General features: G+C 40.9%; 23 protein-coding genes. 11 read left to right on the top strand and 12 right to left on the bottom strand.

The window, feature by feature from the left end; genetic code table 11:
• Positions 1–4 precede the first annotated feature (4 nt).
• Entirely contained in the window at positions 5–1,021 is a 1,017-nt protein-coding gene (locus CRO21_RS07630) for a methionine ABC transporter ATP-binding protein (protein WP_097078731.1), read from the bottom strand.
• A 416-nt stretch (positions 1,022–1,437) separates the two neighbouring features.
• Here CRO21_RS07630 and CRO21_RS07635 point away from each other — a divergent pair, with 416 nt between their 5' ends.
• Positions 1,438–2,661 carry an SfnB family sulfur acquisition oxidoreductase gene (locus tag CRO21_RS07635; RefSeq protein ID WP_097078732.1) on the top strand — a complete coding sequence of 408 codons (1,224 nt, stop codon included), beginning with the start codon at positions 1,438–1,440 and terminating at the stop codon, positions 2,659–2,661.
• A 94-nt stretch (positions 2,662–2,755) separates the two neighbouring features.
• Here CRO21_RS07635 and CRO21_RS07640 read toward each other — a convergent pair whose 3' ends face one another.
• Together CRO21_RS07640 and CRO21_RS07645 are read right to left on the bottom strand one after the other, a co-directional pair.
• Complete coding sequence (locus tag CRO21_RS07640) at positions 2,756–3,511, bottom strand: TorF family putative porin (protein ID WP_228150387.1); 756 nt, start codon at positions 3,509–3,511, stop codon at positions 2,756–2,758.
• 152 nt (positions 3,512–3,663) lie between these two features.
• A complete protein-coding gene (locus CRO21_RS07645; RefSeq protein ID WP_097078733.1) occupies positions 3,664–5,898 on the bottom strand; it encodes a primosomal protein N' in 2,235 nt (744 codons plus the stop codon).
• Between the two features lie 175 nt (positions 5,899–6,073).
• Here CRO21_RS07645 and gspF point away from each other — a divergent pair, with 175 nt between their 5' ends.
• The 3 genes from gspF to CRO21_RS07660 all read left to right on the top strand — a co-directional run bounded on the left by gspF (position 6,074) and on the right by CRO21_RS07660 (position 8,466).
• Entirely contained in the window at positions 6,074–7,279 is a 1,206-nt protein-coding gene (gene gspF, locus CRO21_RS07650; protein WP_097078734.1) for a type II secretion system inner membrane protein GspF, read from the top strand.
• Positions 7,280–7,294: 15 nt separating this feature from the next.
• Complete coding sequence (gene gspG / locus CRO21_RS07655) at positions 7,295–7,807, top strand: type II secretion system major pseudopilin GspG (RefSeq protein WP_228150388.1); 513 nt, start codon at positions 7,295–7,297, stop codon at positions 7,805–7,807.
• 332 nt (positions 7,808–8,139) lie between these two features.
• The gene (locus CRO21_RS07660) at positions 8,140–8,466 is read left to right on the top strand and encodes a hypothetical protein (protein ID WP_097078736.1); all 327 of its coding nucleotides are present in this window, start codon (positions 8,140–8,142) and stop codon (positions 8,464–8,466) included.
• Between the two features lie 82 nt (positions 8,467–8,548).
• On the opposite strand, the gene lnt is transcribed toward CRO21_RS07660, so the two are convergent.
• Both lnt and CRO21_RS07670 read right to left on the bottom strand, forming a co-directional pair.
• The gene (gene lnt, locus CRO21_RS07665) at positions 8,549–10,111 is read right to left on the bottom strand and encodes an apolipoprotein N-acyltransferase (protein ID WP_097078737.1); all 1,563 of its coding nucleotides are present in this window, start codon (positions 10,109–10,111) and stop codon (positions 8,549–8,551) included.
• A complete protein-coding gene (locus tag CRO21_RS07670; RefSeq protein WP_097078738.1) occupies positions 10,108–10,947 on the bottom strand; it encodes a CBS domain-containing protein in 840 nt (279 codons plus the stop codon). Before CRO21_RS07670 ends, lnt begins: the two co-directional genes overlap by 4 nt.
• A 159-nt stretch (positions 10,948–11,106) precedes the next feature.
• Between CRO21_RS07670 and tusA the strand changes: the two genes are divergently transcribed.
• A complete protein-coding gene (tusA, locus tag CRO21_RS07675; protein ID WP_097078739.1) occupies positions 11,107–11,373 on the top strand; it encodes a sulfurtransferase TusA in 267 nt (88 codons plus the stop codon).
• A 31-nt stretch (positions 11,374–11,404) separates the two neighbouring features.
• Here tusA and CRO21_RS07680 read toward each other — a convergent pair whose 3' ends face one another.
• Together CRO21_RS07680 and CRO21_RS07685 are read right to left on the bottom strand one after the other, a co-directional pair.
• Complete coding sequence (locus CRO21_RS07680) at positions 11,405–11,653, bottom strand: DUF2789 domain-containing protein (RefSeq protein ID WP_097078740.1); 249 nt, start codon at positions 11,651–11,653, stop codon at positions 11,405–11,407.
• Between the two features lie 103 nt (positions 11,654–11,756).
• A complete protein-coding gene (locus tag CRO21_RS07685; protein WP_141398121.1) occupies positions 11,757–12,617 on the bottom strand; it encodes a hypothetical protein in 861 nt (286 codons plus the stop codon).
• 129 nt (positions 12,618–12,746) lie between these two features.
• Here CRO21_RS07685 and CRO21_RS07690 point away from each other — a divergent pair, with 129 nt between their 5' ends.
• The 4 genes from CRO21_RS07690 (at position 12,747) to codA (ending at position 17,736) form a co-directional block, all read left to right on the top strand.
• The gene (locus CRO21_RS07690) at positions 12,747–13,709 is read left to right on the top strand and encodes a 2-hydroxyacid dehydrogenase (protein ID WP_097078742.1); all 963 of its coding nucleotides are present in this window, start codon (positions 12,747–12,749) and stop codon (positions 13,707–13,709) included.
• A gap of 260 nt (positions 13,710–13,969) precedes the next feature.
• Positions 13,970–15,238 carry a cytosine permease gene (gene codB / locus CRO21_RS07695; protein WP_097078743.1) on the top strand — a complete coding sequence of 423 codons (1,269 nt, stop codon included), beginning with the start codon at positions 13,970–13,972 and terminating at the stop codon, positions 15,236–15,238.
• 14 nt (positions 15,239–15,252) lie between these two features.
• Positions 15,253–16,482 (top strand): PucR family transcriptional regulator, encoded by a 1,230-nt coding sequence (locus CRO21_RS07700; protein WP_097078744.1) that lies wholly within the window; start codon positions 15,253–15,255, stop codon positions 16,480–16,482.
• Between the two features lie 9 nt (positions 16,483–16,491).
• Complete coding sequence (gene codA / locus CRO21_RS07705) at positions 16,492–17,736, top strand: cytosine deaminase (RefSeq protein WP_097078745.1); 1,245 nt, start codon at positions 16,492–16,494, stop codon at positions 17,734–17,736.
• Positions 17,737–17,755: 19 nt separating this feature from the next.
• Here codA and CRO21_RS07710 read toward each other — a convergent pair whose 3' ends face one another.
• From CRO21_RS07710 to glyQ, 4 genes are all read right to left on the bottom strand, one after another.
• The gene (locus tag CRO21_RS07710; protein ID WP_141398122.1) at positions 17,756–18,190 is read right to left on the bottom strand and encodes a hypothetical protein; all 435 of its coding nucleotides are present in this window, start codon (positions 18,188–18,190) and stop codon (positions 17,756–17,758) included.
• A 43-nt stretch (positions 18,191–18,233) separates the two neighbouring features.
• Positions 18,234–18,674, bottom strand: coding sequence for a hypothetical protein (locus tag CRO21_RS07715; RefSeq protein ID WP_097078747.1), 441 nt, complete (start codon positions 18,672–18,674; stop codon positions 18,234–18,236).
• Between the two features lie 222 nt (positions 18,675–18,896).
• The gene (gene glyS / locus CRO21_RS07720) at positions 18,897–20,966 is read right to left on the bottom strand and encodes a glycine--tRNA ligase subunit beta (protein WP_097078748.1); all 2,070 of its coding nucleotides are present in this window, start codon (positions 20,964–20,966) and stop codon (positions 18,897–18,899) included.
• Positions 20,967–20,969: 3 nt separating this feature from the next.
• Positions 20,970–21,965 (bottom strand): glycine--tRNA ligase subunit alpha, encoded by a 996-nt coding sequence (gene glyQ / locus CRO21_RS07725; protein WP_097078749.1) that lies wholly within the window; start codon positions 21,963–21,965, stop codon positions 20,970–20,972.
• A 128-nt stretch (positions 21,966–22,093) separates the two neighbouring features.
• Here glyQ and CRO21_RS07730 point away from each other — a divergent pair, with 128 nt between their 5' ends.
• Together CRO21_RS07730 and CRO21_RS07735 are read left to right on the top strand one after the other, a co-directional pair.
• A complete protein-coding gene (locus tag CRO21_RS07730; protein WP_141398123.1) occupies positions 22,094–22,819 on the top strand; it encodes a hypothetical protein in 726 nt (241 codons plus the stop codon).
• A 118-nt stretch (positions 22,820–22,937) separates the two neighbouring features.
• The gene (locus CRO21_RS07735; protein ID WP_097078751.1) at positions 22,938–24,122 is read left to right on the top strand and encodes an MFS transporter; all 1,185 of its coding nucleotides are present in this window, start codon (positions 22,938–22,940) and stop codon (positions 24,120–24,122) included.
• A 57-nt stretch (positions 24,123–24,179) separates the two neighbouring features.
• Here the strand turns inward: CRO21_RS07735 and CRO21_RS07740 are convergent, their stop codons facing one another.
• A complete protein-coding gene (locus tag CRO21_RS07740; protein ID WP_097078752.1) occupies positions 24,180–24,647 on the bottom strand; it encodes a 2-thiouracil desulfurase family protein in 468 nt (155 codons plus the stop codon).
• Positions 24,648–24,747: the final 100 nt, after the last annotated feature.

Consider the following 24,747-nt stretch of genomic DNA (forward strand, 5'->3'; position numbering starts at 1 on the left):
GATCTTAATGACAGGTTTGACTGTTATTCGCCCTCGTCTGATAGACTTGGGCTTGTATGTTGTGAGTCTTTAAGAATCTAATGGCTTGATCGCTATCAATACCTTTAAAACCAATTAACGCACGTGCCACGGTGGCTTTGGATATTTCTTCAATATTTGCTGCAAGTAACTGAACACCCTGATTAAACTGTTGTGAAAAATCATTTAACCAAGACTGTTCCTGATCACTTGCATGCGAATACAACACTTCCAGCAGGGTCAAATCGGCAGCAAGATGCTGAGGTTGCTTTAAGGGTAATAATTGTTTGCCAATGGTTGAGTCTGGATTAAGAATGAGTTGCTGTAATGCGCCTTGTTCTATGATTTGACCGGCATTGAGTACTGCAACCTGATCTGCAACTTGACGAACCACATCCATTTCGTGCGTGATCAACATGACAGAGAGTTCCAGTTCGTCTTTTAAACGATTAATCAAGTTGAGAATAGACTGAGTTGTTTCGGGATCTAGCCCGGAGGTCGCTTCATCTGCCAGTAAAATTTTGGGTTTAAGTGCCAAGGCGCGTGCAATACCGACACGCTGTTTTTGTCCGCCAGAGAGTTGACCTGGATAATGGTGTGCACGATCTGATAAGCCGACATTTTCCAATAATTCCTGTACCCGTTTAGCAATGGCCTGATCCGTCACACCGAGATAATGTAAGGGTAATGCAATATTTTCTGCCACTGTACGACGGCCAAGCAAAGAGGATGATTGAAAGATCACACCGATATTCCGTCGGTGAGTGCTTAATTCTTTTTCGGACAGATAGGTTAAATCTAAACCATCAACTTTAATGCTGCCTTGACTGGGCCGTTCTAATAAACTGACACATTTAGACAGTGTGGACTTTCCTGATCCACTCGGACCTAACACTGCGGTAATAGACTTTTTGGCCACATAGAGATTGATATCCTTTAATACTTGGACGTGTTCTGTCGCAGGATTTTGATAATTTTTATAAAGATGTTCAATTTGTAGCATATGTTGGCACCAAGGAGAAAATTCAAAAATAATTTGATATTGATTTGTTAATGCGGGAACCATGCCAATAATTTTTTATAATATTTTCAATTACTTATTTTTCTACCCAAGTCAAATTATCCTTTTGTTGTTGTCATAAATGTTTAATCACTGTTGAGTGAACAACACTTATCTATTTCCCAGTGATATAAGCATTAAGTTTTAATGCTGTTTCTAAGGCAACAGTCAATCATCAGGATCGATAAAAAAAGTACAGTCTAAGCATATATTTTTATAATAAAAATAGATTATTCAAAGATTTAAATTTGGCATGGCTGATGCACTATAAGCGTAAATAACCTTAGAAAGGTGAAGATATTTTCTAATGGCAGCATTAGAAAACTTTAATAATGTATTTTAAATAAGAGAGCAAATATATGGGTAACTTAAATATTGATCAATATATTCAGTCCACGCCAAAACAGACTGCACACCGTATTCAATCCGAAGCCGAAGCGATCGAGATTGCCAAACAACTAGCAGAAAAATTTAAACAGGGTGCGGCTGAACGTGACCAGAACCGACAATTGCCGATTGATGAATTAAATGAATATTCACAAAGTGGTTTATGGGCCATTCGAGTGCCAAAAGAATATGGTGGCATTGGTGCTTCCTATCGTACTGTGGTGGAAGTATTTAAAACCATTTCGTCAGCCGATGGTTCGCTTGGACAGATTCCACAAAATCATGTTGCGATTTTGGATACCCTGATTTTTGATGGTTCTGAACAGCAAAAACAGTTTTTTTATGATCTGGTATTACAAGGCAATCGTTTTGGTAATGCTTTTTCGGAAATTGGCAATAAACACGTCGCTGATTTTCAGACTAAAATTAGAAAAGAGGATGATGATTATATCGTAAATGGCAAGAAATTCTTTTCTACAGGGGCATTATTGGCACAGTGGATTCCGATTGTTACCGTAGATGATGAGGGCAATGCTTATCTGGCATTTACCCCAAGAGAAACCGAGGGTTTAACTATCATCAATGACTGGTCGAGCTTTGGTCAGAAAACCACAGCCAGCGGGACAGTGATTATTGAAAACGTACGGGTTCCTGCACAATATGTCGTACCGATTAACTCCTTTACCAATCCCACACCAACAGGAGCAATTTCACAAATTTTACAGGCAGCGATTGATGCAGGCTTGGCGCGTGGTGCGATTGAGGAAACCATCAATTACGTCAAACACTATACCCGTCCTTGGATTGATGCCAAACAGGAAAGTGCGACCGAAGATCATTTTAGCATTGCTGCAATTGGTGATTTAAAAACCCGATTGCTGGCAGCCGAAGCTGTTCTGGATCTGGCTGCGGATCAAGTTGATCTTGCGATTCAAGAACAAACTGAACAAAATTCGGCGCAAGCCTCTATTTTGGTGGCACAGGCCAAAATTTTAACCACCGAAATTGCAATTCTGGCGAGTAATAAATTATTTGAATTGGCAGGCACCCGTTCGACATTGGCAGAGCATAATTTGGATCGTCACTGGCGTAATGCTCGCACGCATACCTTACATGATCCGGTACGCTGGAAATATTATATTGTCGGTAATTATTATCTTAATGATATCCAACCTGAACGTCATGCATGGTTATAAGCAGTGATTTAATGCTAAATATTAAAAAGAATATTTGGTGTTTATTTAATTTATAATAGCCTATTATTCATAATAGGCTATTTTATTATTTAGATTAGAATGAAAATGATTTATTTAAACCCAGAATAATTTTATTATCATGACCATCGAGATCAATACCAACATAAGAAAATTTGGCAGAAAAACCTTCTTTAAACTGTTTATTTAAACTTAGCGAATAATTGATAAACTTATTCATGCCACCGACCTTTTTTTGATCCAGTGCATCGCCAAAAACGTAGCCAACTTGAGGGGTTAAAATCAGATCGGATTTTAATTGGATATCTGCTTGAGTTGTGACATACCATGCGGATTCATCCTGTGTTTTTGGGGAAGGCAAATAGCCATTACGATCAGGTGAGAAATAGACTCTGGCACTCAGGTTTGTGGGTACACTACCATCAATCTGATAATTTAAACTGGCAGAACCTTCAATAAAATTATATTTAGATGCATTGAGAAACGTAATATAACTAAGGTTAAGATCATAGCCGAGTTTATCCGTAATTTTATTAGCATAGCCGGTATAAAAATCCCATTCAACATCACTGTCAAATACGCCATCACCGGTTTTATCATACCATTTGATGTTTGAAGCAAAACTGCCGAGGTAAAATCCTGAAGCATTGTTATAATCAATATTGCCTTGAACACTGACGCCACCAGTTTGATCTAATCCCCTGGCATAATAATCACTCACCACACCAATATTTCCAGAAACATCTGCATAACTTAATATACTGAATAATGATGTAGAAAGAAATAATCCTGATTTAGTCATAGAATTGACTTGATTTTTAAAAAATAGCATATGTAAAATACCCTGAATATTAAATGGTATGATGCTATGGCATTTTTTATGCCAAAATTAATGCATTGAAAAATATATAAAAATTTATTTTTTATTGATGGTTGTTGTATATTTTTATGAGAATTTGTTTATTAACTGTTGTATTTTTCGGGTTAACTTAGTTCCTGTGGGTCAATATCAATAATAATGCGTAATTCAAATTTACGGGGTTGTTTAAATAGCCATTGCCACCACAAGCTGATTTGTTGTTGTAAAGCGACTCTTGAGCTACAGAACATCAGTAAATGTGCACGATAGGAACCTGCTTTACGCTGCATTGGCGCAGGAATTGGACCCCAGAATTCAACCTCGGTATTGCCAAAGTTTGGCCATATTTGTGCGGCCATCTGTAAAAATTCCAGATTAAACAGATCGTTTTGGCTTTCTGCACGGATTAATGCTGCATAGCGATAAGGTGGCAGTTGGGCAATTTTACGCTCAGCCAGAGATTTTTCTGCGAAGGCTGCATAACCTTCATGAATCAAGGTTTGTAATAATGGATGATCAGGACGGTAACTTTGCAATAATACTTGTCCAGCCACTTGTCCCCGACCAGCACGTCCAGCGACTTGCATGATCAATTGGGCAGTACGTTCCGGTGCCCGAAAATCGACACTCATCAGGCCTGCATCAATATCCAAAATGGTGACTAAACTGACATAGGGAAAATGGTGCCCTTTTGCCAGCATTTGTGTGCCCAAAAATATGGCTGCCCCCGAACGATAGGCACGCTGGTAGACTTTCTCCCAACTGTTTGATTGCATTGTGGTATCACGATCAACCCGAAAAATTGGATAGTCCGGAAATAATTCTTGTAAATGCTCCTCGATACGTGCAGTTCCGCTACCAATCGGTTTTAATTCTGTGGCCTGACAGGACGGGCAGGTGGTTGGTATAGGTTGTATTAAATCGCAATGATGGCATTGTAGTTGTGCCCGAGGATGATAATGCAGGGTTAAATGTGCATCACAACGCGGACAGTCGGCTTGCCATCCACAACTGGTACACATCAATACAGGTGCATAGCCCCGACGATTAATGAACACCAGTACTTGTTGCCCTTTTTCCAGTTGTTGTCTGATGGTTTCAATTAAGCTTTGTGCCAGACCATGTTGTTTTTCCGCAGATTTTAAATCGATTAGTTTAAAACTTGGCGGTTTGGCTGTTCCGGCACGATGTTTAAGTCTGAGATGGGTCATTTTTTGTTGTTGTACCAGATACAGACTTTCAAAACTTGGTGTGGCAGAACCCAGAACAACCGGACATTGTTGTTTAAAAGCACGATACAGCGCCACATCACGGGCATGGTAACGGAACATATCCTGTTGTTTATAGGAAAGATCATGTTCTTCATCCAGAATAATCAGTCCCAAACGTGGCAGGGGACAGAAAATTGCCAGTCGTGTACCGAGAATAATACTGGCTTTGCCGGTTTGTGCCTGCTGCCAGGCCTGTAAGCGTTGTGAGTCGGTCAGGCCGGAGTGTAAAAGAATGGTATCGGTCAGAAAGCGTGCTTTAAAACGTTCTACGGTTTGTGGTGTTAAACCGATTTCCGGCACCAGCACCAGCACCTGTTTATTGCGTTCCAGTGCAGTCTGGATCGCCTGTAAATAGACTTCTGTTTTACCACTGCCGGTGATTCCATCGAGTAGGAAACTCTCATACTTACCGAGTGCCTTGCGTATTTTTTTTATGGCGATGTCTTGTTCGGCATTGGCATCAAGTGGCATTTGTGCCAGTTGCATTGGTGTTGGACTAAAATCGATCGGTTGCATAAAATGCTCAACCAAACCACGCTTTTCCAGTTGTTTTAACTGACTGGTGCTGACGCCAGACATATTTAAAATTGATTCGGAAGCACCTTTTTTATGTAATTTTATGGATTGATAAGCGGCATAAAGTTTGCTGCCAGCTTTTGGCAGCTTGATTTCATCGCCTGCTTCATTATGAAGTTCAATTATTTTCCAGTAATAGGACAATAAGTGATATGGACGGCCTTGCCTTAAAATATTCGGTAATGCGGTTAGGACCACTTCTCCGATGGGCGACTGATAGTAATGAGCAGCCCAGCTTAAAACATGTAGACATTGCAGATCAAACAATGCCGGTTCTTTAAATAATTTGATAATAGGCTTGAGTTTAAACGGTTGGGTAAAGGCAATCTGACAATCAATTTTTTCGACAATAATGCCGATCATTTTTTTATTCATAAAGGGTACGGCAACCCTTGCGCCAATGGTGGCTTGTTCAAATTGTTCAGTCGTGACTTCATACTCGATCAGATCAAAAATAAATACGGCAATCGCCACACGAATGCGGTAGGGATGATCTTGTACGGTTGTTGTCATAAATGCTTTATCCAATTTAAAAAACAATCATAGCGAAAAAATGATTCGTCAGTTATGCTTAAATCTAACAATGTGTTATCGCAATAATCGTTACATCGTATGGAATTTTAATCAATATATCATTCAAATATGATAATAATGTCCATATTTTTCTGATTAATTTTTTGAGTAAGTGATGCCTGCCTATCAGTATTCTGCAATTGACGCAAATGGCAAACAACATAAAGGGTTGATGGATGGCGATTCTGCGCGTCAGATTCGCCAACAGTTGCGTGATCAACAGCTTACCCCGATTCAGGTTGAACCTGTCCTTGATCAAAATAAATCGACCAAATTCGGTTTTTTCCAGAAAACCCTGAGCGCCTATGATCTGGCATTAATGACCAGACAACTTTCGGTATTGATTGCTGCCAGTATTCCGTTAGAAGAAGCCATTCGTGCAGTGGCCAAGCAAAGCGAAAAACGTCATGTTCAAAGCTTACTCATGTCTGTGCGATCAAAAGTCCTAGAAGGCCATTCACTGGCTCAGGCATTACAACAAAGCTCAAGCTTTCCCTCTTTATATATTGCGACCATTGCCGCAGGAGAGCGATCAGGACATTTGGATCTTATTCTTGATCAGCTGGCAGACTACACCGAAAATCGTTACGCCATGCAAAAGAAAGTGCAGGGTGCAATGATTTATCCGATCATTCTGATGCTGATGTCTTTTGCCATCATCATGGGATTAATGACGTATGTTGTCCCTGATATTGTCAAGGTCTTTGCCAATACCAAACAGGCCCTGCCTTGGATCACACAAGTCCTGATGGTCAGTAGCGATATCATTCGTACGTTTTGGCCCTATATGTTGACGCTTAGTGTGCTCATATTGCTATTACTGGGAAAATTTTTAAGAACCAGTGCAGGACATTACACACTTGATCGTTTAATCCTCAAATTGCCATTAATTGGTAAATTATCTCGTGGTATAAATGCAGCACGTTTTGCCAGTACTTTATCAATTCTGACGCAATCCGGTGTACCGTTGGTCGATGCCTTAAAAATTGGCGCAGCGGTCAGCTCAAACTGGGTGATACGGGATGCGGTGAACATTGCCGCAGAAAAAGTGACAGAAGGTGGCAATCTGGCCAGTCAACTGGAAAAATCAGGTTATTTCCCACCGATGATGGTGCAAATGATCCGAAGCGGTGAAAGTTCCGGCGAGCTGGATCGTATGTTACAACGGGCATCAGATATGCAGGATCGTGAAGTGACCTCAACCATCACCACGTTATTGGCTTTACTTGAGCCATTAATGCTGGTATTTATGGCAGCAATTGTATTGGTCATCGTGATTGCAGTGATGTTACCCATTGTGAATATGAATAACTTAATTTAGTGTTTATGATAAGAGATGAAGATGAAAAAAAGACCTATGAAGTATGCAGACCGCATATATCACTTCGAGCATAGCTCTCCGTCTTGCGTTCGTGCAAAGCGATGCTTTGCTAACCCTCACTCAGGATTTACCTTGATCGAAGTAATGGTGGTGATCGTCATTCTTGGTGTTTTGGCAGCCTTAATTGTCCCCAATGTCATGGGACGTGGTGAAAAGGCTAAAGTGGATACCACCAATATTGCTTTAAAAAGTACAGCGGGTGCGCTGGATCAATACAAGTTGGACAATGGCCGTTATCCCAGTATGCAAGATGGTGGACTTGAAGCATTGGTTAACCAGCCTGCAACAGCAAAAAACTGGTTGCCGGGCGGATATGTCAAAGGTGGCTATCCGAAGGACAGTTGGGATAATGATTTTCAATATGTGATTCCCGGAACAGAAGGACGAAAATTTGATTTATATTCATTTGGTGCCGATGGTAAAGAAGGCGGCGAAGGCAATGATGCTGATATCTATTACCAACCATAAATGCGATCAAATATAAATGGCTTTTAATCATCAATCGTTCTCAACTATAAATTACTATCAAGCGTAAATGATTTTAAGTCTAAAATTTAAACGAGGATTCGGCCTTGAATTAAAATAAAAATTTAAGGCCGTAAAAATCTATACTATAAATAGAATAAAACGATTTTATTTAAAAAATTAATATTTATCAAATGTATATAAAACAACTGATAATAGTTATTAATGCTGGTATTTACAATATAGATAAAATATGAAGCAATATAGGCTTAACAATAAAAGATATTCTTTGCATAATGCTTCTAAGATATAAAAAGATGATGAAGGAGAATATGATGCGAGCATTTTTGATCACTGATCGATTAAATCAGTTGCATTGGGCCATGCTAAAATCAATCGCAGTCATTTTGGCTATTCTCCCGGTAAGTCATATTTTATTACAAGCCATGCAGAATGCCGAAGGGAGCAGTCAGATCATGATTGGTTTCTTTGCTTTAAGTATTTTAAGTACCAATTGTATTGTTTCATTTGTCACCGCATTACAAATCACGACTTGGCAGAATAATCTGGCGCAAAATAAAAGCGAAAGAGTGTTATTTAAGATATACCAACAAATTCCAATGTTATTTTTAACAGCGATACTGGTTTATGTGGTGATGTAAGTTACCATTCTCCTCATATATAAAAAAGCCGCTCAATACTGAAAATCGTATTGAACGGCTTTTTATATGTTTTATATGTCACTTAACGACGTTGTTTAAAGGCTGTGTTAACGACTTTGGGTCTAAATACAAAGCCCAGTGCCAATAACAAAGTACAGAACACTAGAATCATCCAGTCGCCAAAACGACTATAGAGTGTTTCGCCAGTATATGCTGGTAATTCGCCGCGTAAGACCATACGTTGATCGCTTGGAAGTTGTTTTACGATACGACCTTGCGCATCAATAAATGCAGTTACACCGGTATTGGTTGCACGAATAATCCATCTGCCATTTTCTTTGGCGCGCATTTGTACCATTTGTAGATGTTGCCAAGGACCGCTGGTCCCTGTAAACCATGCATCATTAGAAATCGTGATCAAAAAGTCATTGTCTTTGGCATTATTACGGGTTAGGTTCGGATAAGCGATTTCATAACAAATAGCCGATGCTAGACGATAATTTTTAATCAGTAAAGGCGCTTGATGGTCATGTCCGGCACTAAAGCCACTTAAGGTCACGTCATCCTGTAAGCCCGGTAATACCCAGCTTAATGTGCCAGAGAACGGAATATATTCACCAAAAGGTACAAGGCGTTGTTTGAAATATAAACCTGATGACTGACGACCCGATGCCATAATCGCATTGTAATAAAGTGGGTTACCCTGTTCGGAATTTTTAATGTCCCAGTAAGGAATTCCGGTCACCCAAGCTGAACCACGTTCTTCGGCATGTTTACTGATGACATCCAGAAAAGGCTGGATATCACTTTGAAACATTGGAATAGAGGCTTCCGGCCAAACCACCAGATCACGACCCCATTCGGTTTGACTGAGTGTGGCATAGATACGTAAGGTTTCAGTCTGGTATTCCACCAGCCATTTTAGGTCTTGTGGGATGTTGCCCTGAATCAAAGAAACGCTTAATGGTTTCTCATTTTTGGCTTCAACCCATTGAATATGTTTGGCTCCCCATGCGCCGAATAAAAGCAGGATAATCGGAACCAGCCAAAAGCGTTTGCCAAATAGGCATTCTGTCAACGCAGCAGCAATCACGATCACCACAAAGGACACACCAAAAATTCCAAATAATGGTGCATATTCATCTAAACCATAGGTGGTGAATGCATAACCGACGAACAGCCAAGGAAAACCTGTGAAAATCCAGGTTTTCATCCATTCAAACAATACCCAGAGCGGTGCAAAAGTCAGTGGTGTTTCCGGGAAGAACCGACGATATAGCCAGCATTGAATGGCATTGAACAGTCCCATGGCAATCGCCATAAAGGCTATCATCACGACAGCAAGGAATGCGGGTGTATCACCATAGACATGAATTGAGGTATAGAGCCAGAATGCACCGACAAACCATAAACCAATCCCGTAACTCCAGCCAATCCAAAAGGCGTGTCTGGCTGTACGTTGATGCAAGCAGGCATAAAGCAGTGCTGGGGAGAGGATGGCAAGCCACCAGCAATGATAAGGTGCCAAGGCAAATGGCAGGAGTATGCCTGCCATGAGTGAAATTAAACACACCAGACTTAAAGGAATGCGTTGTGCGGTTGTAGTGGATCGGGTGCTAGTGATTTTATGAAAAAATGATCTCATAGCCTTACTGCACGAATCAGTTGAATACTACGGGCATCTGCTTCGAGAATATCAAAACTCCAGCCATCCAATTCGATGACCTGACCTTCCAGATCATTCACCAAGCCAATTTCTTGTAATAATAATCCGCCCATGGTTTCGACTTCTTCATCGGAAAAATCTGTTCCTAAGAGGGTATTAAAATGTTCAATCGGGGTTAATGCCTGAACCAGCCAAGCATTTTGCAGTTCCGATTCCGGATCGGGCTGAATAAATTGTGCATATTGATCGGCTTCATCATGCTCATCTTCGATTTCACCGACAATTTCTTCCAAAATATCTTCCAGTGTGACAATGCCAGATGTTGTACCGTATTCATCAATCACAATGGCAATATGGGTTTGGGTATTTTTAAGCATGCGCAGCACTTGATCGGAACGGGCACTTTCCGGAACAAATAAAGGTTGACGCATCAATGCAGTAATATCGACTTTTTGTGATTGGCGTTCGGTTAAGAAGGGCAATAAATCTTTGGCCAGTAACACACCGATCACCGAATCATTGTTTTCTGCGGAAAAAACCGGGAAGCGGGAATGGGCAGACTCAATCAGTACATGAATGATATCCAGAAGATCATCATTTTCTTGCAGACTGATTAAGGATGTTCGAGGCGTCATGACTTCGCGAATTTTGGTCGCTGGTAAGTCAAGCACACCCTCAAGCATAGCCACAGTGTCTGGCTCTAAAAACTTTCTAGAATTTTGGACTAATTTCAATAATTCATCACGCGTTTCTGGTTCCGCATTCAGCCATTTTTTTAAACCACGGGTCCACGATGGGCTCGATTCTTCTTGCATGAGGTATCCTAAATAATGCAATTCAAGAAAAAGTCGTTTTCATCATACCGAAGAAAACGCCGACTTGCATCTAAAAACAGATTGAAATTGATGATCAAATTTTGATTAGGGTGATTTTCATTGATCATGATAAAATATTATTTTAATTGAGGGCACCTTATGGCAAGTATAGAAACATCCACAACAACTCCGATCAAGCAACTTGATACTCGAGGGTTACGTTGTCCGGAACCGGTTATGATGCTACATCAAGCCATTCGAAAATCACAAGGTGGCGATGTAATTGAAATTTTTGCCACAGATCCTTCAACCTCATGGGATATCCCCAAGTTTTGCATGCATCTGGGACATGAGTTGCTGGTGCAGGAACAACGAGATATAAACGGCAAAACCGAATACTATTATCAAGTGCAAAAAAAATCCTGAGATGACCTTATGCGATCATCTCAGATACATATTACTTTTGATTGACTGAATCTTCATGTAAGGATTCATTGAGTTGGTCGACAATGGTCGCCCAGTTATCATCAGCCGCAAGTTTTTCTTGAATAAATGCACGTTGTCCTTCATCCCAAAAATCGGCATCACTGATATAAGTATCTGCATCAAGTTGATGATTCTTAATGAAAGCTGCAATTGCATTCTCACTAGAATCCAAACCGAGTTGTTCGAATAAATTGGTCATTCTTGGCTGTACAGTGTTCATTGCGACACTCCTTTGCTTTTATAAAATAATATTTAAAGCATTAACATAGCATAAACTGGGTATAAATCGATGATGCTTAATCTAAAGTTTTAACAAAAAATTTCTAGGGTTGATCTTGAACGGATTTTGGCATAGCAGGGCGATAATATTCACCACGCTGTCCACGCCCTTCCCAGACAGGCAACAAAACATCTTGATGAATCTCCAGATATTGGGGCAGCATGATGGGCTGTCCGACAATATTGTTCAGTAAAATTTCAATAATGAGTGGTTGCGATTGATTTTTGGGTAAATTTACCCAAGTGAGTGCTTCATCCATATCTGGAAATGTTAAAGCTATAGCGGTGGGTGCAGTTTTTCGACGGGTGAATTGGGCCATATGTTGATCAATAGACTGTACTTGTGTTGTGCCATCTGTCCAGCGTAATACAATTGAAAATCCCTCCAGACTCATACCATATTGTTCTTCCAAGGCAAAAACATGTAATACATTGGCATTTTCTTTTTGCTGTTCAATTTGTTTTGCTTCTGCAAAAATCTCTTTTGTCCACTGATTCTGATGTTCTGACAACAACTGAAAATACTGGGATTGATTAGGGGTATCGACTGCCAGTCCGATACAATTGTATGTTGGATTTAGCCACCATTGCCCTTGAGCAGATTGATTCATAGCACCATATGCCAGCGTAAAATCAAATCGGCCATTACGATGCAATACAAGGGTAGAGCCTGTTTCCATGATGCCCTTAAGATAATATCGGCCAGACCATGTGTTGGCTTGCTCAACAAACTTGAGTTGTGGGCAAGTTGCGAAGTGTTGATTTTGCAAGGAAGCATCCGAATGAACTGTGCTTTCGTTTGTCTTATGATTGGTGACGGTTGGTTTTGCAAAAAGAAAGGGTGAAATCATGCATAAAACAGATATGCTTAACGCTCTGAGGGAAAGTTGTTTATCGTATTGCATGGCGAATCCTCGAGATTTAATATTTTATTTCCTTGAGATTTGTTGACAATTCATACAGGTAACATAGATAACATATCCACAAGGCTTAAATATGCAGATCATTTTTTAGATCGCAATGGAGATGAAGTGATGTCATTTAACGCAGTATTTCTGGATTATGCAACTTTGGATCAAGGGGATTTAAATTTTCAGTCTCTGCATAATCATTTTGGGCATTTGCAATTGTATCCCGAAACATTTGCGACACAAGTCATTGAACGTCTCAAAAATGTTGAGGTAGCCATTACCAATAAAGTGGTTTTAGATGCAGACATTATTCGGCAACTGCCTCGCTTAAAACTTATTCTGGTCGCTGCAACTGGGACCAATAATGTGGATTTAGAGGCAGCCAAAGCGCAAGGTATTGTGGTATGTAATTGTCAGGGATATGGCACGCATTCGGTGGCGCAGCATACTTTGGCTTTAATGCTGGCATTGACAACCAATCTGGTGAAATACGATCATGCAGTTAAACATGGTCGCTGGCAGCAGTCGGAACAATTCTGTTTTCTGGATTATCCGATTGTTGAGTTGTCAGGTAAAACACTGGGGATTATTGGTTATGGTGAACTGGGGCATGCGGTGGCACAATTGGCAAAAGCCTTTGGAATGCAGGTGATTCTGGGACAAATCCCCAATCGCCCGGCAAAGGCCGACCATTTACCTTTAGACGAATTTTTGCCACAGCTTGATGTTTTGAGTCTGCATTGTCCCTTAACCGATGAGACCCGAAACTTAATTGATGAAGCACAAATTAACTTGATGAAACCAAGTGCATTTATTGTCAATGTGGCGCGTGGCGGTATTATCAATGAGCAGGTACTCGCCGATGCCTTGAAAAAGGGGCGAATTGCTGGTGCTGCAACCGATGTACTCAGTGTGGAACCACCAAAAGACGGTAATGTTTTATTAAACTCCGATGTCCCCAATTTAATCATCACGCCACATTCTGCCTGGGGCAGTGTACAGGCACGGCAGAGGATTGTGGATCAATTGGTGGAAAATGTATTGGCCTTTCAACAAGGACAGGTGCTTCGGCAGGTTAATCCATAGTCTGTCATTTCTTCCTTATTATATTTCTTATTTTACCAATCAGATCGGTGCAACCCGCTGGTTGGTAAACCAGCACTAAAAATAAACAATAATGTTCGATTGGCACAATTATAGCTTTCAAATTTTATAGATTTACTAAAAAACTATGCATGATGCATGGTTTTTCGTACGTTTTTCGCAAAGTAAAGCGCATTAAAAACGGCACAGCAGTTGCAATGAGGAGTTCTCTTTCTATTGCGTTCTATCATTGAGGTGAACACATGAACCAGCAAGATGAACATCCTTTAAGTGAAACACCTTTATCACAGCGTAAAGGTTTCTTCCCGATTGCAATGGTGTTGTTTAGTTTTACATTTTTTACCGGCACCATGTTTGCGGGTGGAAAAATTGGCGTAGCCTTTAATTTTGTTGATATTTTATGGATCACGGCGCTTGGTAATTTTTTATTGGCAAGTTATGCCGCTTCTTTGGGGGTAATCTCTGCACGAAGTGGCCTTAATACGGTATTGATGGGTCGTTTTTGCTTTGGCAACCTTGGAAGCAAATTATCAGATGTGATTTTGGGTTTTGCAGAATTAGGCTGGTATGCTTGGGGAACAGCGACACTGGCCATTTCTCTGGTTAAAATTATTCATTTACCCGAAGCATTAACCATTCCATTGATGGTGCTTTTCGGACTGGGCTTTTCGATTACTGCCATTATTGGATTCAAGGGACTGGAAAGCTTGTCGAAAATTTCCATTCCTTTAATGGCGGCATTATTAATTGTTTCGATGTATCTTGCGACCAAAACCATTGGTGGATGGACTGGGCTAAATCAGGTTCAACCTACAGAGCATTTAACATTTTCTGCCGCCTTAACCATTGTCTTTGGTACCTTTGCCAGTGGGGCAACACAAATTACCAACTGGACTCGTATGGCCAAATCAAGCAGGGTTGCAGTCTGGGCTTGCTTAATCAGTTTTGTCATTGGTAATGGTCTTATGGTACTGGCGGGTGCGTGGATGGCAATCGTCTATCAACAACCTGATATTGTAGAAGTACTAATATTACAAGGTTTATCTATTGCTGCGGTGATTATGCTTTGCCTGAATTTATGGACTATTCAGGGGCCAACCATCTATAACGTTTCTGCGGCAGCCTGTCACCTGATTCGCAGTGAACGACGTAAAACGCTGGTCATGGTTTCGGCTATCATCGGAATTATTCTGGCTGTTGCAGGGATGTATGAATTATTAATTCCGTTTCTTTTATTGCTAGGTGCGATTATTCCACCAATTGGTGGAGTGATTATGGCGGATTACTGGTTTAAGTATAAAGGCCATTATCCAAATCTGGCAACGGCACATTTACCGCAATTTAACTGGATTGGTTTATCTTCCTATTTTATAGGGGCACTGGTTGCCTATAATTCGCCGTGGATTGCCCCGATTGTTGGTATCGTCGTGTCAGTAGTTTGTTATGTGGTCGGTATCAGTCTGTTTTCGGCAAAAACAGTTAAGCCGTCGCAACATCTTCATATTGATTAGACAGGATATAAACCATGGGATTATCCATTCATGATGTCTTAAATTTTCCTCAGTTGCAGCAAATGCGCCTACGCGCTGGGCATGACAATATTTATAAGGCAATCCGCTGGATATATATTGCAGAAAATGAAAATATTTTTGAATGGTTAAAAGGCGGAGAGCTGGTATTTATTACCGGAATAAATCACCAACGTAATGAACAAAATTTGCTGGAGTTGGTGTATCAAGGCTATCAGAAAAATATTGCGGGTTTAGTCATTTTGACCGGAGAGGAATGTATTCATTTTATTCCTGCAAGTGTAATTGCTTATGCCAATGAATTAAATGTACCGATTGTGGAGCAGCCTTACAGTCTTAAGATGATTGAGGTTACTCACATTATCGGGACTGCACTGGTTGAGCTGGAACAAACCCAGAATTCTATCGCTGATACCTTCTCCCGTCTGATTTTTGCTAATTATTCGTCTGAGGAAACGATTGCAATTCGGGCTAAGAACCTGAATCTAAATTTACAAGTCTCTTATCTCTTAGTCAGTATTAAAATGGCTGCCCATGATGAATTATTTATTTCTGATCAATATCTGGATCCGGAGAAAAAACTACGGGATAAAAAACAGTTTTTGATTGAACAACTAGATGCTTGGGCCAATGAAGAACAACTGAATTTTCCGGTTCTTAAATTTGGTGATGTTTTTGTGCTGGCATTTCCCCTACGCCATGAAGATATAGAAACATGGATAAGAAAGATGAATCATTTGATTCTACAACTAGCAGAAAAAACCAAACCACTCAAATTGTATATTGGGTTATCCAATATCGTTCAGTCTGTTGCATCTTTTCAGCGGGGTTTTGATGAAGCAACTCAGGCTCAAAAACTGGCGATAGACCTTCATCTTGAACATCGCTGTTTGCCTTATAACGATTTGGGAATCCTACGATTAATTAGTGCAATTCCGGATAAATCGGTTCCTCGCCAATTTATGCAGGAAACGCTGGGCTGTTTTTTCACAGCAGGAAAACGGCAGGCCGATATATATCTTAATACTTTGGACGCCTTGGTTCAGGAAAATTTTAACGTGATGAATACAGCTGTCAGATTGGGTATTCACCGCAATACCATCACACAGCGTATGCAAAAAATTGAAGCATTGACTGGATATTCGCTGGAAGATCCGAAATATCGTTTGCATCTTTCGGTTTCTCTCATCATCTGGCAACTATTCAGCCCTACATCATTACACTAGGACAAATTCATGAAAGTAATTAATGCGACTTTACGTGGCAAAGACGGGCTATACACTTTAGAAACTGCAAATGGTGTGATTCATGCCCTGACGCTGCAATCTGAAAAACTACCATCTTCTTCTCATCCTGAAATTATTGATGCAGAGGAAAACTTACTTATGGCTCCTTTTGTGGAGCCACATATCCATTTAGATGCTGTATTAACGGCAGGAGAACCGGAATGGAATATGTCCGGTACACTGTTTGAAGGCATTGAACGTTGGGGGCAACGCAAAGCCAGCATTACCGCAGAAGATACCAAGCAGCGTGCAACTAAAGTCATTCATATGCTTGCCCAACATGGTATTCAACATGTGCGTACGCATGTGGATGTAACAGATCCTCAGTTAATCGCTTTAACGGCTATGCTGGAACTAAAGGATTCAGTGAGAAACTTGATTAATTTGCAAATTGTGGCATTTCCGCAGGAAGGCATAGAATCCTTTCAACAGGGGCGAGAGTTAATGCAACGCGCAGTTGATATGGGGGTGGATGTGATAGGTGGAATTCCTCATTTTGAATATACACGGGATAAAGGTGTGAGTTCGGTTAAGTTTCTCATGGATTTGGCAGAACGACATGATAAATTGGTTGATGTCCATTGTGATGAAATTGATGATCCCAATTCACGATTTTTGGAAGTGCTGGCAGATGAAGCTCGTATTCGTGGTATGGGCGCGCATGTGACAGCCAGTCATACCACTGCTATGGGCTCATATGATAATGCCTATTGTTTTAAATTATTCCGCTTGCTAAAACGCTCAGGTATTAATTTTATCTCCTGTCCTACCGAAAGTATTCATTTACAGGGGCGCTTTGATACTTATCCCAAAAGGCGTGGATTAACACGTGTTTTTGAAATAGATCGTGCTGGCATGAATATCTGTTTTGCTCAAGACTCTATTCGTGATCCGTGGTATCCGATAGGAAATGGCAATATTATGCGGATACTGGATGCCGGATTACATATTTGTCATATGTTGGGTTACAAGGATTTGCAACGATGTCTGGATTTTATTTCAGATAATTCTGCCAAGGCATTAAATTTACAGGATCAATATGGTTTGGAAGTTCATCGACCTGCAAACTTTATTCTACTCAATGCAAAAAATGATTATGACGCACTGGCCAATCAGGCTAAAGCTTATCTCAGTGTGCGTCATGGTAAAATCATCATGCAAAGACAGAATGAACAGGTCACTTTAACTGCTTAAAAAGTGAAAAGGATTAAGGCTAATTTTCTGGTGTATTGGAAATATTGCCCTGATCTGCCGGTTGTATCGGCGTGGTTAATGGACGGGATTCAATTGGTGCAGTGCCGTTGTTGGGTGTACCAATGATGGCTTCTTTACCTTGTTGCCATTTTTCTTTGCCAAAAGTGGTCGCCTGTTGAGTCTTTTCCTTGGCAAATTGTGCAGTTGATGTCGCACCTTGTTCTACGCGTTCTCCAATATTCTGGTTTTGGATCGACTGACTGGTATTTTCGGCACCACGCTGAATCGCATCACCTGTTTTTGATAATGTTTGTCCTGATTTATAGGTTAAAACTCGCCATAAACTAGGATTATCAGGCAATCCATTGCTTGCTTGTGTTGCTGTGGTTTCTTCAGCAAAAGTCGTAGAGGCCAGTAATAATGTCGTGCCTAAAAGTAGTATTGTCTGTTTCATAATCATTTTATTTCCTTATATGCTTCTATTCATGACATCGGGTTTATTGACATTTCTGTAATTCATCGTCTTTAAAATAACCGAGCAATGACTGGAAATTCTTCTGTGTATCTGCATCATGGATATCAAAGTTTTTGTGTTGCTGTGAGGCGATCTTAATTGGTTGATCAAAGTTATTGGTTTGATTCAAACCGTGATCGACATAGGTACTGATGACAGATTTTGCAGACAGCAGTTGTTTACCTTGAAATGACCATGTTTCAGTCGCTTTACCTGTTTCATAAAAGCCAGTAAATTCAATGGCACAGCCTTTATCCAGTTGGTATAACTTGGCATCATTGCTGTCGCTTGCCGGTACAGCCTGTAGATTCTCGATTTTTTGAACCAGCTGTCCATTTTCCTTTGCATTATGCGTGGGAGCATGATGACAGGCTGCGAAGGCAATACAGCTTGCAGCCGTGAGTAAAATCAGTTTGATGTTCATATTTTCATAATGTGCTAAGGAATTGATTTTAGTATAGCGAGTTATGGCATATGGAAAATGTATGATTTTATATATTTTGTTATGCTGCGTTGTGATTCATTTATTCCAGTTTCCTGCATAAATTCGTAAGGACTGAAAATTAATTTTGCCTAATTTTAATGATAAAAATAAACCCCACTAATTTATAGCAGGGTTGGGTAATATCTTCAATAAAATTAAGGTCTAATGTTGCAATACACTGATGTCGGCAACCGCAGTAAACAAACCACGCAATTGCGCCAGTAAACGTAAGCGATTGGCTTTGAGTTCAGCATCATCTGCCATGACCATGACGTTTTCAAAGAAGGCATCAATCGGTGCACGTAATGCTGCCAGTTTGGATAAGGCTTCGGTATAGCTGCGATTATCCAGTAATGGTTGAACTTCGGTAGTCAGACTTTGCAACTGTTGATACAGTGCTTTTTCGGCATCTTCAACCAATTTGCTTTCAATCACTGCACCTTCTGGTGTTGCTTCTTTGGCAAGAATGTTGGCAACACGTTTATTGGCGGCTGCCAATGCTGTGGCTTCCGGCAGGGTACGGAAATGTTGCACCGCAGCAATTCGTTTGTCGAAATCCAGAGGTGATGCCGGTGACAATGCTTGTACGGCTTGAATTACATCAACATCAACACCCTGATCTTCATATTTGGCACGATAACGTCCTTCAAGGAACGCCACTGCATCAGCACGGGTCTTGGCATGATCTTTAATCACATCGCTATAACCGTCTAAAGTGAGTAACACCAATTCATCGAGTGTAACATCCAGTTCATTTTCAATGATGAGACGCAGAATCCCGATGGCCGAACGGCGTAAGGCAAACGGGTCTTTGGATCCTGTAGGCGCTTGACCAATACCAAAAATACCCACTAATGTCACCAGACGATCAGCAAGGGCAAGGGTGGTACCCGTTTTGGTTTGTGGTAATACATCGCCAGCAAATTTTGGTAAATATTGCTCGCCTAGTGCTTGTGCAACTTCATCATTTTCACCTTCAAGGCGGGCATAATAAGTACCTGCAATGCCCTGCAATTCAGGGAACTCACCGACCAGTTCAGAGGTTAAATCGCATTTGGACAGGAATGCAGCTTTTTCTGCATCGACTGCCTGGGCGCCAGTAATTTGTGAAAGTGCCACCGACAGTTTGGCGACACGTTCGGTTTTTTCCCAAAGTGTACCAAGCTGTGCTTGAAAGACCATATTTTTGAGTTTGTCTTTACGGCTGGCTAGCGGTTGTTTTTGATCCTGCAAGAAGAAAAATTCTGCATCGCTTAAACGTGGACGTACGACTTTTTCATTACCTTCAATGATTTGTGTCGGGTCTTTGGACTCAATATTAGAAATGGTAATGAAATAGGGTTGTAGTTTGTTATGGTGATCGACCAAACAGAAATATTTTTGGTTATCCTGCATGGTGGTGATCAATGCTTCCTGTGGTACGGCAAGGAAACGCTCTTCAAAGGTGGCGCGTAAGGCAACCGGTAATTCGACCAGTGCAGTGACTTCATCACGCAGATCAGCAGGGACAATGGCAATGGCATTGACCTCATCCGCCAGTTGTTTCACCTGTGCATCAATAATGGCCTGACGTTCTTCAAAACTGGCAATGACTTTGGCTTGACGCAGGGCCTCCAGATAATTATTGGCATGCTTGAGAGTAATTGCTTCCGGCGCATGGAAACGATGACCATATGTTACATTTCCGGTTTTAAAGTCTTGAATCGTCGCGTCAATAATCTGGTCATCTTTAAGCAACACTACCCATTGCACAGGGCGTACAAATTCGGTACGACTTGCTGCCGAGCGCATACGTTTGGCAATTGGTAAATTATCCAGTGCAGTTTGTAAAATTACGGGTAACAAGGTATCCAGATTTTGACCTTTAATGTCTTTGTAGTAGCAAACTTTTTCGACTTTACCTGCCTGAAAGGTAGAAACCTGTTCAGCGCTGATGCCCTGACCACGCATAAAGCCTTCCAGTGCTTTGGTTGGTTTGCCTTCGCTATCATAGGCAGCTTGCACAGCAGGGCCATCAAAGCGTTTTTGCGTATCGGGTTGCTGACCTTCTACTGCAACGATTTTGAGTGCCAAACGACGTGGTGCAGCATAAGCGTCAATGTGTTCGAATGCTAGACCTGCTGCCTGTAAGCCTTTTTCGACTTCACTTTTTAAGGCATCACGCAGGTTTTTAAGGCTTTTGGGTGGCAATTCTTCACAGCCAAGTTCAAATAATACAGTGTGTAAGCTCATGATTTAACCCTGATTCATTTCCGCATTGGCTTTATTGAGTAATGCTTCCGCATCGGCTTGTGCTTTTAACTGTGCCAATACTTCATCACGTAATGCTGGTTCTGCCATGGGGAAACCTAATTTGGCGCGGGATTGTACATAACTTTGTGCAATTGCTCGGGCAAGAGTACGCACGCGCAAGATGTAACGCTGACGTTCAGTTACCGAAATTGCGCCTCGAGCATCAAGTAGATTAAAGGTATGAGATGCTTTTAATACTTGTTCATAGGCAGGCAATGGTAATTCCGCTTGCATTAAACGATTCGATTCGGCTTCATAAAAATCAAATAATTCAAATAATTTTGCAACTGGTGCTTGTTCGAAATTATAGGTGGATTGTTCAACTTCATTTTGATGGAACACATCGCCATAGGTGACTGTACCAAACTGACCTTTGGTCCAGACCAGATCATAAACTGAATCTACACCTTGCAAATACATGGCCAGTCGTTCCAGACCATAAGTGATTTCACCGGTTACGGGATAGCATTCTACACCGCCAACTTGCTGAAAATAGGTAAATTGTGTTACTTCCATGCCATTGAGCCAGACTTCCCAGCCTAGTCCCCATGCACCTAAAGTAGGTGATTCCCAGTTATCTTCAACAAAACGGATGTCATGTACCAATGGATCAATGCCAATGGTTTTTAAGGAATCCAGATACAATTGCTGGATATTACTTGGGTTAGGTTTGAGTACCACCTGAAATTGATAATAATGTTGCAGACGGTTGGGGTTTTCACCATAGCGGCCATCTTTGGGGCGACGGGAAGGCTGTATATAGGCTGCATTCCAAGACTCTGGACCAAGCGCACGTAAGAAGGTTGCGGTATGGAATGTCCCAGCCCCCATTTCCTGATCATAAGGTTGTAATATTACACAGCCCTGTTCTGCCCAATAGTTTTGTAAGGCAAGGATTAAACCCTGAAAAGTATCAATATGTGATATGGCACGGCTCATGCTGTATCCGTTATAAGTCTAAGTAAAAATTGTGCTTAAGTATAAGGATTTTGTTGAGATGTGGCAAAGGCTATAAATCAGTTAATTTCTCAGCTAATATTAAGGCAGATATAATATCTGGATTAAAAATGCATATATTATCTTTTATGCGCATGAGTCTTTTAATAGTTGTTGCTATGCTCTCACAGGATTTGCTGGCGCAAACATTTGATTCTGCACAGTGGACCAAACTAAAACCTCTTCGAGATACAGCGCAGCTTGGGGATAATGTGGAATATCTCATTTCCTTTCCAAAAGATGCAGCAACTTATCAATGGCAGGTTGAAATTCGCATTAATGATAAAAATAAGAAAAAGCCACAAATTATTTTAAAAAATCCGCATCCAGAACTTATTCTGCTCAATCAGCATGTGCTTAAGCTGGCCAACACGATACAGGTTGAAACCTTGCCACAAATGTCGCAGTTGTATGAAAATAAAAAGACAAAAATCGTTGAAAGTGTCCGTCAGCCTTATCCACATTATTTGATGAATTATCGGTTTTTATCCAGACAGGATCAATTTGAGCCACCAAAGTTGGACCTCCAGCAACTGCGCTATGTGACGGCACAATACTGTAAGGTGAATACTCAAAAAGCAGATCAACCTTTAGTGGATTTAAAAGCATATATTGATGTTGATCAGACGGGTCAAGTGCAGGTTCGTTTGTCAGATTCTGAGGTACCATCACGCATCAAGGATGTCATTGAAGATGCGATTAAACGCCGTAAATTTGCCCGAGTTTATGATATCGACAAGGATCAATACCAGGCTTATCAATATATGATGCCTATTCGTTTGTTATGCGCATCATAAAAATATTTTATTTTGGGGTGTAAATGTAATAAAACCTGCGAATTTCTGACCATCTGGTTGAAACAATCATCTGATCGGTATAAATTTTACCTTCAAATTTAAAAGCATCTGGATCATCATGAATACTCGACAGACCTGGCAGCCATTTTTAATGGTCAGTCTGGCGCTTTGTGTCGGCACTTCGGGGACTGCATTATCTAGTCCTTTATATCCTATCTATGAATTATCATGGCATCTTTTACCTAGTCAGATTACCTATATCTTTGTTGCCTATATGTTTGGTTGTCTGGCGGCGCTGTTGTTTTTAGGACGGGTTTCCAATCATATTGGTTATGTTCGTACTCTACAGTTGGGTTTGTTGCTGTGTATTTTTGGTTTGGGATTATCGGCATTTGCACCGAACATATTCTGGTTGTCGATTGGACGCTTTATTATTGGTATTGCCTCGGGGTTAATTAATACCTCGGCAATGCTTGGTCTGTTTTATACCATTCCGGATTCTCATAAGGCTTATTCAGCACAGTTGAGTTCAATTATTACCGTGATGGGATTTGGTGTTGGGCCAGTGATTGGTGGCTTTATTGCCCAGTTTTTTGCTTATCCGCTGGTGACGCCTTATCTGCCGATTATTCTGTTGTCTTTATTGAGTCTGGTCAGTTTGTTTCGGTTAAAAGCGGATTTTACGCCGCAGAAGCTCACCTTTATGCCGCACCTAGAAATGCCGCAAGCAAAATATAGGTTGTTGTTTCTAATACTTGGCTTTTCAGCATTTAGTGCTTTTGGTTCCTTTAGTTTATTTGCCTCTCTGGCACCTTCTTTTATTAAGGAAGTGATTCCATGGCATGGCCCGTTGGTCAGTGGTATAACCATTTCCAGTATTTTACTGTTGTCGGCGTCTTCTCAGATTGTGGCAAAATCGCAAGAACCGCATAAAGGATTAAATCTAGGACTATACACCTTGATCGGTAGTTATTTGATTCTCACCCTGTGTATGCTGATGCAGTGGAGTATCTTGTTTTTTATCAGTGTGGTGGGTGTGGGAATCGGCCATGGTTTAACGCTGCTGGCAGCATTTTCACTGGTCAATAAAATGACGCAAACAGAAAATCGTGCGGCGGTCGTCTCCACTTATCTGTTTATGGCTTATCTAGGTACGATTCTACCGATTTTGGCGGTGGGATACCTTTCCGATCATTTTGGCATGATCTGGGGTGTAGTCAGTTTTTGTCTGGTGATGGGAATTTTATGTCTATCTTTGTTGTTACTGCATTTTAAGCAGATGCAACAACGCACTCATCCATAAGTTGATGGGTCTACCTATTGTCGGGATTCAGGCTTTATTCGTATCCAACAGAGCAAATTAGGTGTGAGATTCAAGCCAGTCTTTCAATTGATATTCTGAAATGACGTTAAAGCCGTATTGCCTGAACAGAGCGGTAGTCACGCCCATTCCGATGATTTTATGTCCATCAAATGAGCCATCATAAATCTGTTGACTACCACAGGACGGGCTATTTTCTTTTAACACGATACAGCTTGCACCTAAATCTTGTGCAATCTTCAGGGCTTTATAGGCCCCTTCCAGATATTGTGCGGTTACATCTTCACCCGCACAGTCCATGACTTTTGCCGTGCCGTTTAACACATCAAGCCCTGTGCCATTGATGATTTCGGCAGGCAAGCGGGGAATAGGAAAGCCGCCGAGTAATTCAGGACAGACAAATTTTGCTTTTCCCTGCTGGATCAATTGTCGAATTTTATCATGACCACTGTCCCGACCGTCGTAACGAACCGGTTCGCCTGCCAGACAGGCACTGACTAAAAGCATATGTCTGTAATACTCGATTTTTTGATTGATGCGTTGATTGCATTTTAAAGCAAGCGCAGAAGAAAATCAGGAATAAATAGGGTTTAAAGACTTGATGAAG

Source organism: Acinetobacter puyangensis (assembly GCF_900096995.1).
GTDB lineage: Bacteria > Pseudomonadota > Gammaproteobacteria > Pseudomonadales > Moraxellaceae > Acinetobacter > Acinetobacter puyangensis.